At 71.4% G+C, this 17,345-nt stretch carries 18 protein-coding genes and 1 tRNA gene; 8 read left to right on the top strand and 11 right to left on the bottom strand.

Annotation, left to right across the window (positions count from 1 at the left end):
• Window positions 1-8: 8 nt before the first annotated feature.
• The gene (locus ABD978_RS33175; protein ID WP_345363573.1) at window positions 9-176 is read right to left on the bottom strand and encodes a hypothetical protein; all 168 of its coding nucleotides are present in this window, start codon (window positions 174-176) and stop codon (window positions 9-11) included.
• Between the two features lie 452 nt (window positions 177-628).
• On the opposite strand from ABD978_RS33175, the gene ABD978_RS33180 reads away from it, so the two are divergent.
• Window positions 629-1,033, top strand: coding sequence for a hypothetical protein (locus ABD978_RS33180; RefSeq protein WP_345363575.1), 405 nt, complete (start codon window positions 629-631; stop codon window positions 1,031-1,033).
• 142 nt (window positions 1,034-1,175) lie between these two features.
• On the opposite strand, the gene ABD978_RS33185 is transcribed toward ABD978_RS33180, so the two are convergent.
• From ABD978_RS33185 to iolC, 9 genes are all read right to left on the bottom strand, one after another.
• Window positions 1,176-1,252, bottom strand: a tRNA-Pro gene (locus ABD978_RS33185).
• Window positions 1,253-1,330: 78 nt separating this feature from the next.
• Window positions 1,331-2,491 (bottom strand): Gfo/Idh/MocA family protein, encoded by a 1,161-nt coding sequence (locus tag ABD978_RS33190; protein WP_345363577.1) that lies wholly within the window; start codon window positions 2,489-2,491, stop codon window positions 1,331-1,333.
• A 12-nt stretch (window positions 2,492-2,503) separates the two neighbouring features.
• Entirely contained in the window at window positions 2,504-3,388 is an 885-nt protein-coding gene (locus ABD978_RS33195; RefSeq protein ID WP_345363579.1) for an ATP-binding cassette domain-containing protein, read from the bottom strand.
• On the bottom strand, window positions 3,385-4,440 hold the full coding sequence (locus ABD978_RS33200) for an ABC transporter permease (RefSeq protein WP_345363581.1): 1,056 nt from the start codon (window positions 4,438-4,440) through the stop codon (window positions 3,385-3,387). The genes ABD978_RS33195 and ABD978_RS33200 overlap by 4 nt, the downstream gene beginning before the upstream one ends.
• Window positions 4,441-4,468: 28 nt before the next feature.
• On the bottom strand, window positions 4,469-5,461 hold the full coding sequence (locus ABD978_RS33205; RefSeq protein ID WP_345363583.1) for a sugar ABC transporter substrate-binding protein: 993 nt from the start codon (window positions 5,459-5,461) through the stop codon (window positions 4,469-4,471).
• 15 nt (window positions 5,462-5,476) lie between these two features.
• Window positions 5,477-7,357 (bottom strand): 3D-(3,5/4)-trihydroxycyclohexane-1,2-dione acylhydrolase (decyclizing), encoded by a 1,881-nt coding sequence (iolD, locus tag ABD978_RS33210; RefSeq protein ID WP_345363585.1) that lies wholly within the window; start codon window positions 7,355-7,357, stop codon window positions 5,477-5,479.
• Window positions 7,354-8,211: a 5-deoxy-glucuronate isomerase gene (iolB, locus tag ABD978_RS33215; RefSeq protein WP_345363587.1), complete on the bottom strand. Its 858-nt coding sequence runs from the start codon at window positions 8,209-8,211 to the stop codon at window positions 7,354-7,356. The genes iolD and iolB overlap by 4 nt, the downstream gene beginning before the upstream one ends.
• Complete coding sequence (locus tag ABD978_RS33220; protein ID WP_345363589.1) at window positions 8,208-9,098, bottom strand: Cgl0159 family (beta/alpha)8-fold protein; 891 nt, start codon at window positions 9,096-9,098, stop codon at window positions 8,208-8,210. Before ABD978_RS33220 ends, iolB begins: the two co-directional genes overlap by 4 nt.
• Window positions 9,095-10,054, bottom strand: a complete 960-nt coding sequence (gene iolC / locus ABD978_RS33225) for a 5-dehydro-2-deoxygluconokinase (RefSeq protein ID WP_345363591.1) — start codon at window positions 10,052-10,054, stop codon at window positions 9,095-9,097. Before iolC ends, ABD978_RS33220 begins: the two co-directional genes overlap by 4 nt.
• Window positions 10,055-10,220: 166 nt before the next feature.
• On the opposite strand from iolC, the gene ABD978_RS33230 reads away from it, so the two are divergent.
• Window positions 10,221-10,973 carry a GntR family transcriptional regulator gene (locus tag ABD978_RS33230; RefSeq protein ID WP_345363593.1) on the top strand — a complete coding sequence of 251 codons (753 nt, stop codon included), beginning with the start codon at window positions 10,221-10,223 and terminating at the stop codon, window positions 10,971-10,973.
• A gap of 273 nt (window positions 10,974-11,246) precedes the next feature.
• Window positions 11,247-12,095 carry a hypothetical protein gene (locus ABD978_RS33235; RefSeq protein ID WP_345363595.1) on the top strand — a complete coding sequence of 283 codons (849 nt, stop codon included), beginning with the start codon at window positions 11,247-11,249 and terminating at the stop codon, window positions 12,093-12,095.
• Here the strand turns inward: ABD978_RS33235 and ABD978_RS33240 are convergent.
• Window positions 11,992-12,591 (bottom strand): TetR/AcrR family transcriptional regulator, encoded by a 600-nt coding sequence (locus tag ABD978_RS33240; RefSeq protein WP_345363597.1) that lies wholly within the window; start codon window positions 12,589-12,591, stop codon window positions 11,992-11,994. The two genes, ABD978_RS33235 and ABD978_RS33240, sit on opposite strands and share 104 nt — an antisense overlap.
• A gap of 128 nt (window positions 12,592-12,719) precedes the next feature.
• Between ABD978_RS33240 and ABD978_RS33245 the strand changes: the two genes are divergently transcribed.
• The 5 genes from ABD978_RS33245 to ABD978_RS33265 all read left to right on the top strand — a co-directional run bounded on the left by ABD978_RS33245 (window position 12,720) and on the right by ABD978_RS33265 (window position 17,307).
• Window positions 12,720-13,400 (top strand): SDR family oxidoreductase, encoded by a 681-nt coding sequence (locus ABD978_RS33245; RefSeq protein WP_345363599.1) that lies wholly within the window; start codon window positions 12,720-12,722, stop codon window positions 13,398-13,400.
• Window positions 13,401-13,492: 92 nt separating this feature from the next.
• Window positions 13,493-13,978 carry a hypothetical protein gene (locus ABD978_RS33250; RefSeq protein WP_345363601.1) on the top strand — a complete coding sequence of 162 codons (486 nt, stop codon included), beginning with the start codon at window positions 13,493-13,495 and terminating at the stop codon, window positions 13,976-13,978.
• A 327-nt stretch (window positions 13,979-14,305) separates the two neighbouring features.
• Complete coding sequence (locus ABD978_RS33255) at window positions 14,306-15,067, top strand: trypsin-like serine peptidase (RefSeq protein ID WP_345363603.1); 762 nt, start codon at window positions 14,306-14,308, stop codon at window positions 15,065-15,067.
• Between the two features lie 117 nt (window positions 15,068-15,184).
• Window positions 15,185-16,825 (top strand): serine/threonine-protein kinase, encoded by a 1,641-nt coding sequence (locus ABD978_RS33260; RefSeq protein ID WP_345363605.1) that lies wholly within the window; start codon window positions 15,185-15,187, stop codon window positions 16,823-16,825.
• Window positions 16,826-17,031: 206 nt separating this feature from the next.
• Complete coding sequence (locus ABD978_RS33265; RefSeq protein ID WP_345363607.1) at window positions 17,032-17,307, top strand: hypothetical protein; 276 nt, start codon at window positions 17,032-17,034, stop codon at window positions 17,305-17,307.
• Window positions 17,308-17,345: the final 38 nt, after the last annotated feature.

Raw genomic sequence — 17,345 nt, forward strand, 5'->3', positions numbered from 1 at the left:
GCGCGGCCTCAGGTGATCGTGAGGTGCGGGCTGGTCCAGTAGACGGCGTCCAGGTACGAGGAGGGCACTGCACCGCACACGGGGCTGGTGAGGCTGAGCGGGGCATGCGAGAACGTGACCTGGCCGGTGGAGTTGCTGTAGCTGCCGGTGATCGTCATGTTGAGGGCGGTCAGCACACAGTCCTTGAGCAGGCGGGGAGCCGGTTGACCGTCCCCGGACGTCGCCGGCGCCGGCTTCCTTTCACGAGTGGTCAGAGACACGGGCGCGGAGCCGGCGCCCTGGGCACCATGATGCGGCGGGGGACATGGACGCCGATCCGGGAGAAGCCACAGAAAACAACGAGAAGTGTTGTGACGGTGTCCAAATGCCCTCGTCCCAAGCGCCTGCGGACGACCCGCCAGAGCCGGCTCCCTCACGACGGCGGCATCCGCTGCCATCCGCCATCACCTTCAGCGGGTTACGTGTGCCGGCAATGCCACCGGGGTCGGGAAGCGGGTGGCTGGTCGCACGGATCCGAGGTGAGGGTTCAGTAGCCGCGTGCCAAGCAGGTGACTTTTCGTGTTCATCGAGTGCCTCAGCGTGGGCAGACCTCCGCTTGCAACACCGTATCGAGCAAGAGAGGGACCATATGAAGCTCCTCGTCCGGACCGGGCTCACCGTGGCGGCAGCGGTCACAGTCGCCGCCGTCGCATCCGCCTCCGCATCCGCCGCCGTCGGGACCGAGAACGCCCACGTGGCGGCCGGTACGCACACGGTCGCGGCGAACCCGAAGACGATCAAGCCGGCCGCGTACAACCAGGCGCGGAGCATCCTGGCCAACGCCGGAAGCCAGACGGCGGCCAAGTCGCACATCATCCATGGGAAGGACGAGGTTCCCGTCGGGTACGGAACCAGCCTCCTGGCCGCGGCGCGCGACGAATTCCGGCAGACCGACGCGGGCCTTCCCGCGAAGGACAAGCGGGCCGACATGTCGATTCCGCACTACAACGCGATCCACTCCGCCGCGAACACGATGGGCATCGACCGGTGGTGACGCGGTAAGCGCCGACCCGGTCGGCCTTCACTGGAAGTCGGTGGCCGATCGGCCTCGTCGGCCGGCGAGTGAACCCGGCATGACAGCGAATGGCCCCGAATCAAAGTGATTCGGGGCCATTCCGATGTCTCGCGACATCACCTGGTCGGGACGGCGGGATTTGAACCCACGATCTTCTGACCCCCAGTCAGACGCCTTACCAAGCTAGGCCACGTCCCGGTGCCCGCCGCGAGCGAGCGGAACAACTCTAGCGCAGACGGCGACCGCTTCGCGCATCACGCGCCCGCGGATGGGCGATCACGGCTCGATCCAGGCGGACGCCGCCGCGGACCGCGCCATCGCGTCCAGGACCTCGGCGCTCCGTACGGCGTCCTCCAGGGTCGGCCCGTGCGGAACTGCCTCGTCGATGCTCCGCAGGAACGCGGCGGCCTCGATGACCTTGGTGTCGTCGTAGCTCATCACGATGCCCGCCCCGGGCTGGAACCGCGCGTACTCGCCGTCCCCGGGGCCCGCGGACACGGTCGCCGCGGGCTGGTTCTGATAGTCCCCGCCCGCCGCGACCGTCAGTTCGCCGGCGCGCCGGAAGTCCCAGCCGACCAGCCCCTCGCTCCCCTGCACGACGAAGCCGTAGGTGTTCTGCGCCCCCACCTCGGTGCGCCCCGCCTCGAAGGTGACCCGGACCCCACCGCTCGTCCGCAGCAGGGCGCAGACGTAGTCCTCGTTCTCCACCGCGCCGGTCGGCTGGTCGGGGGTGTCCACGACCGCGTAGTGGCTGCCGCCGGGCGCCGCGAGGGGGCGCCGGGGCAGGAAGACGGCGGTGTCGGCGACGAGCCGTTCGACGTCGCCGAGGAGGAACCGTACGAGGTCGACGCCGTGGGAGCCGAGGTCCCCGAGCGCGCCCGAGCCACCCTGCGCCCGCAGGAACCGCCAGGTGAGCGCGCCGGCGGGGTGCGCGGCGTAGTCGGTGAGGAAGGTGACGCGAGCGTGGGTCGGCGTTCCGATGGCGCCGTCGGCGATCAGGCGCCGGGCGCGGGCGACGGCGGGCAGGTTCCGGTAGTTGAACCCGACGGTCGCCTGGACGCCCGCCCGGGCCACGGCCTCGGCCGCCGCGCGGGCGTCCTCGACGGTCAGGCCGACCGGTTTCTCGATCCACAGGTGCTTGCCCGCCTGGGCCGCCGCCACCGCGATGTCCCGGTGGTACGCGTTCGGCGCGGTGACACTGACCGCCTCGATCTCGGGGTCCTTCAGCAGGGCCGCCCAGTCCGCGTGCACGCGGTCCGGGGCGTACCGGGCGGCGAAGTCCTCGGCCTGGGCCGGGACGGTGTCGGCCACGGCGACCAGGCGCGCCCGGATCCCCAGGTCCGGATAGTGGTGCGGCAGCCGGGCGTACGCGCGGGCGTGCACGTGCCCCATCCACCCGGCGCCGATGACCCCGACGCCCAGTACCCGTTCCCGCAATGTTCCTCCGGTTCAGGAGCCCGGCGGCTCGGGCGGCGCGGCCCGGCCCGACAGCTCGGCGACCTCCTGCTCGAGCTCCTCGGCGACGCGGCCGAGGTCGGCGTCGGCCGCTCCTTCGAGCTCGTGGCTGAGCTGTTCGAGTTCCTCGCCGCCGGCCATCAGGGTCGTCAGGCGTTCGCGGGTGATCTCGTCCTTGGCGTACGTGCCGAGCGGGCGCCCCCGGTTCAGCAGCAGGAACCGGTCGCCGACCGGGTACGCGTGGTGCGGGTTGTGGGTGATGAACACGACGCCGAGCCCCCGCGCCTTGGCCCGCATGATGTAGCGGAGCACGACGCCGGCCTGCTTGACGCCGAGCGCGGCGGTGGGCTCGTCGAGGATGAGCACCTTCGCGCCGAAATAGACGGCGCGGGCGATGGCGACGCACTGGCGTTCGCCGCCCGACAGGGTGCCGATCGGCTGGTCGACGTCGCGCAGGTCGATGCCCATGTTGTGCAGCTCGGTGCGCGTGGTGTCGCGCATGAACCGGATGTCGAGCCGGCTGAGCGGTCCGGCGCCCTTGCGGACCTCCGAGCCGAGGAAGAAGTTGCGCCAGACCGGCATCAGCGGGACAACGGCGAGGTCCTGGTACACGGTCGCGATGCCGCGTTCGAGGGCCTCGCGCGGGGACGCGAGGCGTACGGGCTCGCCCTCGACCTCGTAGGTGCCGGCGTCGGCCTGGTGCATCCCAGAGATGATCTTGATGAGGGTGGACTTGCCGGCGCCGTTGTCGCCCAGCACGCAGGTCACCTCGCCCGCGTCGACCTCCAGCGACACGCCGGTCAACGCGATGATCGTGCCGTACCGCTTCTCGCAGTCGGTGAGCCGCACCAGCGGCGTCCGCGTGGCCGTTTCACTCATCGTGATGCCTCCGTTCGCCGGCGGACCCAGAGGTTGAGGAGGGTGGCGCCGAGCAGCATCGCGCCGAGGAAGAACTTGAACCAGTCGGCGTTCCAGCCCGCGTACACGATGCCCTGGGTGGTCATCCCGAAGATGAACGCGCCGGTGGCGGTGCCGATGGCCGAGCCGTACCCGCCGGTGAGCAGGCACCCGCCGATGACCGCCGCGATGATGTACAGGAACTCGTTGCCGACGCCCTCGCCGGACTGCACGGTGGTGAACGAGAACAGCAGGTTCATGCCGGTGAACCAGGCCAGGAACCCGACGGCCATGAACAGGCCGATCTTCACGCGCCGGACCGGGACGCCGACCGCCCGCGCGCTGGACTCCGCTCCCCCGACCGCGAAGATCCAGTTGCCGACGCGCGTCCGCAGCAGCACCCAGGTGGCGAGCGCGGTGAACAGCAGCCACCACACCACGCTGATCCGCAAGGACAGGCCGCCGATCCGCCACTCGGCGGCGAAGACCTTCTGCGCCGCCCCGAAGCCGTCCATATCCGAGATGTCCGGGCTGGCGACGTTGCCGGTGATCACCTTGGTGATGGCCAGGTTCAGGCCCTGCAGCATGAGGAACGTCGCCAGCGTCACGAGGAAGCTCGGGATCCCGGTCTTCATGACGAGGTAGCCGTTCAGCGCGCCGACGCCCAGCGCCAGCAGCAGCCCCACCGCGATCCCGGCCCACAGGTTCAGCGTCAGCTGGAAGCTCAGCATCGAGGCGACCAGCGCCGAGCTCGTCACGGCCACGCCCGCCGACAGGTCGAACTCGCCGCCGATCATCAGCAGCGCCACCGCGACCGCCGGGATGCCGATCGTCGAGCTGGCGTACAGGATCGTCGCCAGCGCGTCGAGCCCGCGGAACGGCGGGGCCACGGCGAAGAAGAACACGTAGATGACGACCGCGCCGGCCAGCGAGCCGGCCTCGGGCCGCGCCAGCAGCCGGGCGAGCGGCGACCGCCGGGTGAGCCGCTCGTCCGGCGCGGACGGCGGGGCGGCGGCGTCCACTGCCTGACTCATCGGAACCTCCCAGGCTCGGTCGCCATCGCTAGCGGGTGCCGCGCGAGGCGTACTGGGCGACCGCGGCGACGTTGTTCTTGTCGACGAAGTACGGGCCGGTCGGCGTCGCCTGGCCGCCGCCGAGGACGTTGCCGTTGGTCTTGTAGAGCCACAGCGAGTCGACCGCGAGGTAGCCCTGCAGGTACGGCTGCTGGTCGACGGCCCACTCGACGGTGCCGTCCTGGACGGCCTTGACCATGGCCGGGTTCATGTCGAACGCCGCGACCTTGGCCGGGCTGCCCGCGTCCTTGACCGACTGCAGCGCCGTGAGGGCGAACGGCGCGCCCAGCGCGACGACCCGGTCGATGCTCTTGTCCTGCTTGAGCTTGGCGGCGATGGTCGACCGCACGGACGGCATGTTCGTCCCCTGGACGTAGACCTTGTCGGTCTTGCCGGAGAACGTCTTGGCCAGGCCGCCGCAGCGTGCCTCGAGCGAGACCGAGCCCTGCTCGTGCAGGACGCACAGGACGTGCTTGGCCCCCTCGGTGCTCAGCCGCTTGCCCGCGCTCTCCCCCGCGAGGCTCTCGTCGGAGCCGAAGAACTCCAGCGCGCCGACCTTCTGCCAGTCGTCCATGCCGGCGTTCAGCACGACGACCGGGATCCCGCCGCCGGAGGCCTTCTTGACGGTGCCGGCCATCGCGTCGGGGTGCGAGAGGGTCACCGCGATGCCGTCGACCTTGCTGTCGATGGCGTTCTGCACGAGCGTGGCCTGCTTGTCGCCGTCCGGGTCGTTGGAGTAGACGAGCTGCACGTTGTCCTTGGCGGCGGCGGCCTCGGCGCCCTTGCGGACGATGTCCCAGAACGTGTCGCCGGGCGGCTGGTGCGTGACCATGGCGATCTTCATCCGGGGGGTGTTCGCCTTCCCGGCGCCGGTGTCGTTCGCCGACTCCTGTGCCTTCTTGCCGCCGTGGCTGCTGCACGCGGTCAGGGCGAGGGCGAGGCCGGCCAGGAGGATGCCGGCCCGTCTACCTGTTTCGAACATCGCGTCTCTCCGTCCTCACTGTGTCGGGCCGAGGTGGGGGCGTTGCGCGGCCTTGGCGGCCTCGTACTCGGCCCGGGCCTTGCGGGTGCTGTCGAGCGCGGAGACCTCGGCCACCGGAACGTCCCACCAGGCGTCCGAGGAGGGCGCGGGCGCCAGCGGGTCGGTCTCGACGTGGACGACGGTCGTGACCTCCGCGTCCCGCGCGCGTTCGAGCGCGGAGCGGAACTCCGCCGCGGTCGTCGCGCGCAGCACGTCCGCGCCGAGGCTCGCGGCGTTCGCCGCGAGGTCGACGGGCAGGAGCTCGCCGTCGAACAGGCCGGTCTCCGGGTTCCGGTAGCGGTAACTCGTGCCGAACCGCTGGGACCCCAGCGACTCCGACAGCGCGCCGATGGAGGCGAAGCCGTGGTTCTGGACGAGCACGATCGTGAGCTTGATCCGCTCGGCGACCGCCGTGACGATCTCCTGGGCCATCATCAGGTACGACCCGTCTCCGACGAGGACGAACACCTCCCGGTCGGGGTCGGCCATCTTGATCCCCAGCCCGCCGGCGATCTCGTAACCCATGCAGGAGTAGCCGTACTCGACGTGGTACTGGCGCGGGTCCCGGGCCCGCCAGAGCCGGTGCAGGTCGCCGGGCATGCTGCCGGCGGCGTTCACCACGACGTCGCGGGGGCGGGCGGCCTCGTTCACCGCGCCGAGGATCTCGGTCTGCGCCGGCAGCGGCCCGTGCCCGAGGTGGTAGGCCCGGTCGACGACCTGCCGCCAGTCCTCGGCGAGCCGCCGCGCCCGGTCGGCGTACGCGGCGTCGACGCGGTGGCCCGCAAGGGCGTCCGTGAGCGCCCGCAGCCCGGCCCGCGCGTCGGCGACCAGGGAGACGGCGGAGTGCTTCGCGGCGTCGAACGACGCGACGTTCAGGTTGACGAACCGTACGTCCGGGTGGGCGAAGACGGTACGGGACGCGGTGGTGAAGTCGCTGTAGCGGGTGCCGACGCCCAGGACGACGTCGGCCTCGCGGGCGAGGGCGTTCGCGGCCGGCGTGCCCGTGGCGCCGACGCCGCCGACCGCGCAGGGGTGGTCCCACGGCAGCGAGCCCTTGCCCGCCTGCGTCTCGGCGACCGGGATCCCGGTGGCGTCGGCGAACGCGAGCAGATCACCGGCGGCGTCGGAGTAGGTCACGCCACCGCCCGCCACGACCAGCGGCCGGTCGGCCCCGCGCAGCAGCGCGACCGCCCGCTCGAGTTGCGCGGGCTCGGGAACCGGCCGGGGCACGTGCCACACCCGCCGGGCGAACAGCTCCTCCGGCCAGTCGTACGCCTCGGCCTGCACGTCCTGCGGCAGCGCGAGCGTGACCGCGCCGGTCTCGGCCGGGTCGGTGAGCACCCGCGTCGCGGCGAGCAGCGCGGCCGGGAGCTGCTCCGGGCGGTCGATCCGGTCCCAGTATCGCGACACCGGCCGGAACGCGTCGTTGACCGACACGTCGGCGGATCGGGGGTCCTCGAGCTGCTGCAGCACCGGGTCCGCGACGCGGGTGGCGAAGACGTCGCCGGGCAGCAGCAGCACCGGGATCCGGTTGACGGTGGCCAGGGCCGCGCCCGTCACCATGTTGGTCGCGCCCGGTCCGATCGAGGACGTGCACGCGAACGTGGCGAGCCGGTCGCGCATGCGGGCGTAGCCGACGGCGGCGTGCACCATCGCCTGCTCGTTGCGGGCCATGTGGTACGGCAGCTCGGCCTCGCCCGTACGGTGCGCCTCCAGCAGGGCCTGCCCGAGGCCCGCGACGTTGCCGTGCCCGAAGATCCCGAAACAGCCCGCGAAGAACCGCCGCTGCACGCCGTCCCGCTCCGACCACTGGGCGGCCAGGAACCGGACGATCGCCTGTCCTACGGTGAGCCTCATGTCTCCCTCTCAGTCGTCGAGGTGAGGGGAAGCCGGGGGTCGGTCTCCTGGCCCTGCCACGTGTCGCGCACCCAGGCGTGGGCGGGGTCGTCGCAGATCCGCCACGCGCGCTCCGGCGAGGGACCGGCCATCACGTTGAGGTAGTACAGGTCGTAGCCGGGCACCGCCATCGACGGGCCGTGCCAGCCGTGCGGGATCAGCACCGTGTCGCCGGTCCGCACCTCTGCGAGCACGTCGATCGGCCGGTCGGCGGTCCCGTACACCCGCTGGTACGCCATCGCCTCCGACCCGCCGCCCACCTCGAAGTAGTAGATCTCCTCCAGCACGCTCTCGCCGGGGCGGTCCTCGTCGTGCTTGTGCGGCGGGTAGGACGACCAGTTGCCGCCGGGCGTGATCACCTCGCAGGCGATCAGCTTGTCGGCCTCGAACGCCTCCGGCGTGCAGAAGTTGTTCACCTGCCGCGATGCCCGACCCGCCCCGCGCAGCTCGACCGGCACGTCCTCGGCCGGGCCGTACCGCGCGGTGAGGCGGTTCTCGCACCGGGCGGCGGGCAGCGCGAACCGGCCGCGCCCGGTCACCGTCACCGCGGCGTCGCGCGGCACGTAGGCGAAGTCGGTGACCCGGGAGAAGACGTTCCGCCGCCCCCGCAGCTCGAACGTCTCGCCGTCGCAGGAGACGCGGCACGACCCGGACAGCGGCAGCACGAGGGTCTCGAAGGGGCCGGTGTCGAAGGTGTGCGCGCCGTCGAGTTCGAGGACCCGCAGCGCGGAGTACGTCCAGCCGGCGGCCTCCGGGGTGACCTCCAGGGTGTACGGCCGGGCGCCGGTGCCGCCCGCGGGCAGGTAGTGCTTCATCCGAGAACCTCCACGGCCGCGTCGACGGCGCCGGCGACGTCGTCGTCCGGCGGGTACAGCAGGCTGCGGCCGACGATCAGGCCCTTCACGGTCGGCAGCCGCAGGGCGCGGGCCCAGCCGGCCAGCGCGGCGTCGGGGTCGTCGGGCACCTCGCCGCCGAGCAGGAGCGCGGGCAGCGTCGAGGCGGCCATCACGCGCTCCATGTCGTCGACGACCGGGACCTTGAGCCAGGTGTACGCCGACGTCGTCCCGAGCCCCGACGCGATCGCGATCGCCCGGGTCACGGCCTCGGGCGTCAGGACGTTGCGCACCCGGCCGTCGACCCGGTGCGACACGAACGGCTCGACCATCGCCATCAGCCGGCCGGCGGCCAGCTCCGAGACGGCCCGCGCGCAGGACTCCAGCGTGCTTACGGTCGCGGGGTCGGCCTCGTCGATACGCAGCAGCATCTTGCCGCCGTCGAGGCCCTGCTCGGCGATGGCGCGCGCGTCGTACGCGGTGAACCGGTCGTCGATCTCGAACGCCGACCCGGCCAGGCCGCCGCGGTTCATCGAGCCGAGCACGACCTTCTCGTCGAGCACGCCCAGCAGCAGGAGGTCCTCGATGACGTCCGGAGTGCCGAGCACGCCGTCGACGCCGGGACGGCTGAGCGCGAGGCAGAGGCGTTCGAGCAGGTCCCATCGGTCGGCCATGGCCAGCGGCCGGTCGCCCGCGCCGAGGGACCCGCGCGCCGGGTGGTCGGCGGCCACGATCATGAGGCGGCCGTTCGGGCCGAGCGGCGAACCGCGCCGTACGCGCCGCGCCGCCGCCTCGGCGACCGACTCCGGCCGCGCGGCCCGGATCTCGGTCAGCGCCGCGAGCCGTTCGGTGAACGCTTCGGTGATCACTCGCCGCCCTCCATGAGCCCGTCGACCTCGGCGGTGGTCGGCATCGCGGGCGAGCAGGCGAGGCGGGAGGCGACGATCGCGCCCGCGACGTTCGCGAAGCGTACGGTCCGCTCGACGTCCCAGCCCGCGAGCAGGCCGTGGCACAGCGCCCCGCCGAACGCGTCGCCGGCGCCCAGCCCGTTGACGACCTCCACCTCGACCGGCGGCACCTCGACCACGCTCATCCGCCCCGACGCGGAACGGGTCGCCGCCAGCACGCCCTTCGGCCCGCGCTTGACGATCGCCAGCCGTACGCCCCGGGCCAGCAGCGCCTCGGCGGCCGCGTACGGCTCCCGCTCCCCCACGGCGACCGCGCACTCCTCGGCGTTCCCGACCGCGACGGTCACGTGCTCCAGCGCCTCGCCGATTCGGCCGCCCGCCTCCTCCGGCGACGGCCAGAACATCGGCCGGTAGTCCAGGTCGAGCACGGTGTCCCGCCGCCGGGAGCGGGCGGCCAGCGCGGCGAGCGTCGCCGTACGGCTCGGCTCCTCGCACAGGCCCGTGACGGTGGCCCAGAACATCCGGGCCGCGCGAATCGGCGGCAGGTCCAGCTCGTCGGCCTGGATCTGCAGGTCAGGGGCCTTGGGATACCGGTAGAAGTACAGCGGGAAGTCGTCCGGCGGGAAGATCTCACAGAACGCCAGCGGCGTGGGCAGCCCGGGGACGGCCGTGACGAACCGGTCGTCCACGCCGTACTCCCGCAGCGCGGTGTGGACGTACCGGCCGAACGGGTCCGCGCCGGTCCGGGTGATCACCGCGGTGCGGTGGCCGTGCCGCGCCGCCGCGACCGCCACGTTGGTGGGACTGCCGCCGAGGTACTTGCCGAACGTCTCGACGTCCTCCAGACGGACGCCCACCTGCAGGGGGTAGACGTCCACGCTGACCCGGCCCATGGTGATCAGATCGTGCGGACTCACGGAGCGGATCCACCTCCGGCACGCCGGCGTTTCGCCGGTGCGCGGTTCGTTCACCGGCGATCCCAGCCTCGGCAGGGATTGACCGGCTGTCAAGGGTTTGTCCTGACATCAGGAACTATTAGCGTGGAGGGGGACCAGACTTCGGAGGCGATTCCGGAGGTACGGCATGGACCGAGCGGCCGTGCACCGCCCGGCGGTCCGGGTGGACCGCACCAGCCCCGTCCCGCTCTACTTCCAGGTGGCGCAGCAGCTCGAAGCGGCCATCCACGACGGCCGGCTGCCCTCGGGAAGCCGCCTGGCGAACGAGATCCAGCTCGCCGACCGCTACGGCCTGTCCCGGCCGACGATCCGGCAGGCGATCCAGCACCTCGTCGACAAGGGTCTCCTCGTCCGCAAGCGCGGCGTCGGCACCCAGGTCGTCCAGGCGCAGGTGCGCCGCTCGGTCGAGCTGACCAGCCTGTACGACGACCTCCTCGCCGCCGGCCGCAGCCCCGCCACCCGCGTGCTGGAGCTCGGTACGCTGCCCGCCGACGAAGCGGTGGCCCGGGAGCTCGACGTGGCGCCCGGCACGGAGGTGGTGCGGCTGCGGCGGCTGCGGCTGACCGGCGAGGAGCCCCTGGCTCTGCTCACCAACTACCTCCCGGCCGGTCTCGTCGCCCTGACCGCCGACGGCCTGGCCGCACATGGCCTGTACGAGATGCTGCGCGCGGCGGGCGTCAACCTGCGCATCGCCCACCAGACGATCGGGGCCCGGGGCGCCACCGCCGCCGAGGCCCGGCTGCTGGCCGAACGCCGGGGCGTCCCGCTGCTGACCATGACCCGGATCGCGTACGACGACAAGGGCCGCCCGGCCGAGTACGGCAGTCACGTCTACCGCGCCGGCCGCTACTCCTTCACCCTCACCCTCGTCGAACGCTGACCCCACCGAGGTACGAGGCGCCGAGGACGGCCGCATCACGACGCCGGGCAACGCGCGTCGCATGTCGCGGTAGCCCGTGAGACGGCCGGATCGGTGCGGATGTTCGCCGGTTCACCGCATTCGGCCATGGCCCGTAAACCGCCGAACCGACACGGAGCCGATCGATCTAACAATGTGCCGGTCCCGGGCGGGTGGACCGGCAGAGGAAGAGTGCCGGTCCGACCCGGTCCTTCCCGTGAACGGCCGCCGAGGATCGGCGAAAGGAGCCGGACAGTGGACAGTGAAGAGACCACGCCCCGCGGAGGTACCGGCCGCGGCGTGCGGGTGCGCCGGGTACTGAGCCTGGCGCTCTCGGCGGTGGCGGTGGCCGCGGCCGGGGTGGCCGTCGAGGCGTCGGCGGCCGTCGCCGCCCCGTACGGGGCGTACACCTGCAAGACCGGCTTCGTCTGGCGGGAAGCCGTGCCCGGCGACCAGGTGTGCGTATCCCCGGAGGTCCGTGACCGGTCGGCGGAGGAGAACGCGTGGGCCGCGTCCCGGCGGGAGCCGGGCGGCGGGGCCTGGGGTCCGGACACCTGTAAATCCGGTTACGTATGGCGCCTGGTCCGGCCCAACGACCTGGTCTGTGTCCCCCCGGCGAGCCGTGACCAGGCGTACTCGGACAACTATTACTCGCCGTACCGGCTGCTCGCACCCGCGACGGTTCCCCAGGGCACCATCTGGACGACGACCACCCAGAGCCCGTACAACGGCGGCGGCCACATGTTCGCGCGGGCCGGCTCCCTCTGGCCGAACACCGTCGTCCGGTTCTACACGATCTCCCCCGACGGAACCGGGCCGTACGCGGCCGGCAAGCCGTTGCAGGCGAGCGCCGGCGGCGAGATCGCCGGCTCTGACCCGAGAGGCCAGGAGTTCGCCCTCATGGGCTGCCTCGGGCACACGAGGCCTTCGACCGTGATCGCCGTCGAGCAGGCCACCGGCATGGTCACCTACGCGGGACCACCACCGCGTTCATCTGCTACTACTGACGGGCCGACGCGGTGTCACCGGCCGGCAGAAGCGCGCCGAAGACCAGGGCGAAGAAGGACTCGAAGGCGTCGGCCGAACGGTCCGCGCGGGCCCTGATGAGGGAGCCCTCCCAGGCGTTGACGATGAAGCCGGCCGTGGCCCGTGGATCGACACCGGTCCTCAGGGCACCGGCGTCGCGGGCCTCGGCGAGGACGACGGCGATGGCCTCCGTCCACTGCGCGAGGCCCTGACGCACGGCCTCGCGGATGACCTCGCTGTGATCGGCGACCTCCGCTCCGAGGTTGCCGAGCAGGCACCCGCGCGTGAACTCATGCCGCACGACGTCATCGCGGATCGACTCGAAGTGCGCCCGTAGCCGGGTCAGCGGCTCGCCGTGCCCCCCGGCCAGCTCCCGCACGGGGTGCTCCGCGCCGTACCGCTGGAGCGCCACGACGGCGAGCGCCTCCTTGCTGTCGAAGTGGTTGTAGAACGACCCCTTCGGCACGCCCGCGGCGTCGGTGATCACCTTCACGCCGGCCGCGTTGTAGCCCTGGACGTGGAACTGCTCCAGAGCCGCTTCGACGATCTCCTCGCGTACGCCTCGTCTGCCCATCCCGGCCACCTCCGCAGCCAATATGGCCGGTCGTCTCGCGCCTGTCAACCGAGGTGGGACGCGTTTGACACAGCTAAGACGACCGGTCATATTTATCGCATCGGAGAACGACCTGGAAGGAGAAGACCATGAAGATCGAGGGTTCGGTCGCGGTGGTGACCGGGGGAAACCGGGGGTTCGGCCGGGAGCTGGTCGGCCGGCTCATCGAGCGCGGGGCCAAGGTCTACGCCGCCGCCCGGCGGCCCGAGACGGTGGACGTGCCCGGCGCCGTGCCGTTGCGGCTGGACATCACCGATCCGGCGTCGATACGGGAGGCGGCCCGCGTGGCGACGGACGCGACACTGCTGATCAACAACGCCGGCATCTCGACCGGAACGTCCCTGCTCGACGGCGACCTCCAGGACGTCAGGCGCGAGATGGAGACGCACTATCTCGGCACGCTGGCCGTGACCCGGGCGTTCGCGCCGATCATCGAGGCCAACGGCGGAGGCGCCATCCTGAACGTCCTGTCCGTGCTCTCCTGGTGGCACGCCCCGTCCACCGGCGCGTACTCCGCGGCCAAGGCCGCCGAGTGGGCGATGACCAACGCGGTGCGCCAGGAGCTGCGCCCCAAGGGGATCCACGTCGCGGGACTGCACGTCGGTTATATGGACACCGACATGACCTCGAACATCACGGCTCCGAAGTCCGATCCGGCGGCGATCGCCGAGGTCGCGCTCGACGGGCTCGCCGAGGACGCCGCGGAGATCATCGCCGACGAGGTGAGCCGGAACGTCAAGCAGAACCTGGCCGCGCCCATCGTGGCCTGAGGCGGCTTCGGGACGCCCTTCGCCGGTTGACCCGGCGGCACTCCCCCGCGATCATGCCGACTTCGGATATCGGCGGTACGTCTGGAGGAGCCATGACCGTTCATGTGTGCTCGTTGAAGTTCGACGCCGACCGTGACGGCGGCCCGCAGTCCGTCCCGGCCGGCGACTCGTACCACGTCGTCCGCTTTCCGTACGGAGCGGCCGAGTCGTACGACGCCGACAACATGCACGCGCTGACGCGGAACGGCGCCGACCATCCCTTCCCGTCCGATGCGGCGAGCGGGCTGATCTGGCCGGCGCATGAGGCGTGGGGCCGTCTCTACGCGATGATCCAGTGGGAGACCGCGTCCGGCGGCGCGGCGACGGAGTTCCGCGACCAGTTCGTCCGCGACCCCCTCGGAACGGCGGACACCACCTGCACGGAGCACCGGCCGTCCTCGCCAGGGATGCAGTGCTTCGCGAAGACCTGGGCGATCTTCGTGCATCCGGACGTGCCGCTCGGGCTGCGCGTCGCCCACAACGCCGACCGGCCGCTGGACCTCGTGATCGCCGAGTTCAAGCTGGAGTACGACGCCTGACGGAACGGCGAGGGGCGCTCCCGACGGTCAAGAGATGATCAAGGAATCGCCAAGACGGCAAAGTGCGCTATAACTGCCGAGCGTCATCGCATCGGCCCGCCGTTTCCTGCTGACCCCCGCTGCGGCCGAGCCTCTCCCCCCCAACCGCAGAGACTCGAATTGCACACCAATAGAAGAATCGTCCTCACCGTGTCGGCCTGCACGGTCGTCGCGATCGGCTGCGGCCTCGCATTCCGGAGCGGAGGCCACTCGTCGGCGACGGCGGTGGCTCAGAACGTGTCGGCCGGTGGCACCCGGGAAACCGCGTCCTACTGGACGGCCGCGCGAATGAAGGCAGCCACTCCGCTGGACCGGCGAAAGCCGTCACAGGCGCCGTTCCAGACCAGCACCGCGATTCCGCGCGCGGCGACGTTCACCGGGATTCCCACGGTGGGCAGGCTGTTCTCGCATAGTAAAACGGGCGACCATTACTGCACCGCGAGTGTCGTCTACAGCACGAAGCACAACCTCGCCCTCACCGCCGCGCATTGCATCTACAGTTACAACTCGAGCACCAAGACGGGCTACTACCGGGACAAGGTCGCCTTCGTCCCGCAGTACGACGCGGGCAACGCGCCCTACGGCGTCTGGGCCGCCAAGTCCCTCCTCGTGCACAGCGGTTGGAAGGCGCGCGCCGATCCGGACCTCGATTTCGGGTTCGTGACCCTCGCCAAGGACCCGACGAGCGGAAAGAACGTCGCGGACCTCACCGGGTCGAACCGCCTGACCCCGAACACGGCGCTTCCCGAGACCGTGCACGTCGTCGGGTACCCGGCGAGCGGAACGTCGTCGAACGACCGGGCGGTCCAGTGCGACACGACGGCGATCCACCGCTTCAAGTACCAACTCGCCTTCGACTGCGACGGATTCACCGGCGGCACGAGCGGCAGCCCCTGGCTCTGGAAGTACGACCCGGTGAAGCGGCAGGGCAAGGTCATCGGCGTCCTCGGCGGCTATCACTTGGGCGGGGACTCATCCCGGCGGTCGTACTCGTCGCTGCTGGACAAGGACATCGCCGGCCTGCGCGACCAGGCGGAGCGGGCAGGCTGAAGCCGACCACTCGTGGACAACTTCGCGGCTGAATTGTCCACGGACCGGCGAATGGACAATCAGCGCGGTACGAAGGGCAGGTCAGGCGCTTCCGAAAAGCTCAGGAGAGTGGACGTCTTGCCCAGATTCGCGCCCCTCGACCTCGACGATCCGCGCACCGTCGCCGGGTACGTACTGCACGCTCGCCTCGGCGGCGGTGGGATGGGACAGGTCTACCTCTCGTTCAGCCCCGGCGGACGAGCGGTCGCGGTGAAGGTGGTCCGGCCCGAGTTGGCCGACGATCCCGAGTTCCGCCGCCGGTTCCGCCGGGAGGTCGAGGTCGCGCAACAGGTGCACGGCCCATGGACCGCTCCGGTACTGGACGCCGACGCGGACGCGGCGCGCCCCTGGCTCGCCACCGCCTACATCGCCGGACCGACGTTGCAGGAGACGGTCCTGCGGCACGGCCGGCTGCCGCAACCGGTCGTCGCGCGGCTGCTCGCCGGCTGTGCCGAGGCACTGGCCAGTGTGCATGCGGCCGGCCTGGTGCACCGGGATTTCAAGCCCGGGAACGTCCTGCTCGCCGAGGACGGCCCCCGGGTCATCGACTTCGGTATCGCGCGCGCCGCGGACGCGAGCACCCTGACCCGCTCCGGTCTGATGATCGGCACTCCCGCGTTCATGGCTCCCGAGCAGGTCGCGGGACGCGAGGTCACCCCGGCCGCCGATGTGTTCGCCCTCGCGCTCACCGCCTACTACGCCGCCACCGGAGAGAGCGCGTTCGGCGATGGCAACGCGGCCGCCCTGGCGTACCGGATCGTCCACGAGGACCCGGAAGTGCACGCCTGCCCGCCGGATCTGCGTCCGCTGCTGACCCGGTGCCTGGCCAAGGACCCGGTCCGCCGTCCGGCCACCGCCGAGGTCATCGAACAGGCCCGCGCGTTCGCGCCGGAGGAGCGGTTGGAGGCGGGCTCCTGGCTGCCCTCCCCGATCGCCATCACCTTGGCGGGGTACCGTCCGGACACACCGCCGCAGGCCCCTCCGCCCCGATCCACCACAGCGCCGGACGACGACCAGACGGCGACCGCGCCCTCCGTCCCCGCGTCCGCCTCCCGCCCGGCTGCGCCGATCGCTCCCGACGCGACCCTCGGCACGCTCCGACGGGAGGGCACGCCGGGCAGGCCGGTACTGATCGCGGCCGCCGTCGGGATCGCGGTCTTCGCCGTCGGCGTGATCACTCTGGTCACGCTGCCGAAAGTGCACTCCCGTAACGCGACGAAGACCCAGGGCCCACCGGCCGGCCAAGCCGCCGCCCAGACGCCGGGCACCGCGGGACGGCCCACACCGCCGTCATCGTCTCCCACGCCTTACGGCGGGCGGTTCGTTCCGGAGTACAAGGACGTCTCGTTCTCCCTCCCCGGCCACGGGGGCATTTCCGGGGTGTACTTCACCGACAAGGGCCCCAAGGTCACTACGGACACCGTCGAGACGGACGGGTCCGACCTGCAGTACTTCACGGTCAGCGATCCAGAACTCAGGCTTCGGTACGCCAGCGTCGAGATGGCGCCGAGCACCGGTCCGGCGGACGCCGGCGCATGCCAGGACGCCGTCGACCGCGATCCGATCGGCGGGTCCGTCAGCTACCCCAGCCTCAAGGTCGGGGCGGCCTTCTGCCTGATCAACACCATGAGCGACCAGCTCGCGTACATCCGCCTCACCGGCAGGCGCGAAGACCGCCTGACCTGGAGCGCCACCGGCTGGCTGACACAGTCCGGCTAGCCGGCCGCCGACGCGACGTCCGCGAGCACGTCTGCGAGCGGCAGAACCACTGCCGCCTGGGCCACACTTTCCGAACAGCGTGGCGGACGCACGTCCGCCCTGCTGCAATAGGTTCCATCGATCGTCCCGATATAGAGGCCTTTAGGGGGAGCATTTAGGTGGTTTCGCGCCTTAAGCACTGGCTTGCCGGAGGGGCCGGCGTCGCGATGGCCGCCGCAGTGAACGTGACCACCGGGATGTTCACCCAGCACTGGGCCGCGCGATGGTTGGCTCCCACGATCGCGCTCGTCGTGGTCGGCGGTGGCCTGGAGGTGTTACTGCGGAGTTCCGACCGTCCTCCCGTCAGGCAGCGGGTCAGCCGGACCAAGGTCGGAGGTGGTGTGCGCCAGCGGATGTCCGGCGTGGGTGAGCAGTCCGTGATCGACTCCGAGATAGCCCGCGACCTGGATCAGTCGCAGGGCACGAATGGCGATGCCGCGTAACCGACGGCCGGTTCACGTCCACCAGACGGTCAGCGACG

This window comes from Actinoallomurus liliacearum, assembly GCF_039542035.1.
Taxonomy (GTDB): domain Bacteria; phylum Actinomycetota; class Actinomycetes; order Streptosporangiales; family Streptosporangiaceae; genus Actinoallomurus; species Actinoallomurus liliacearum.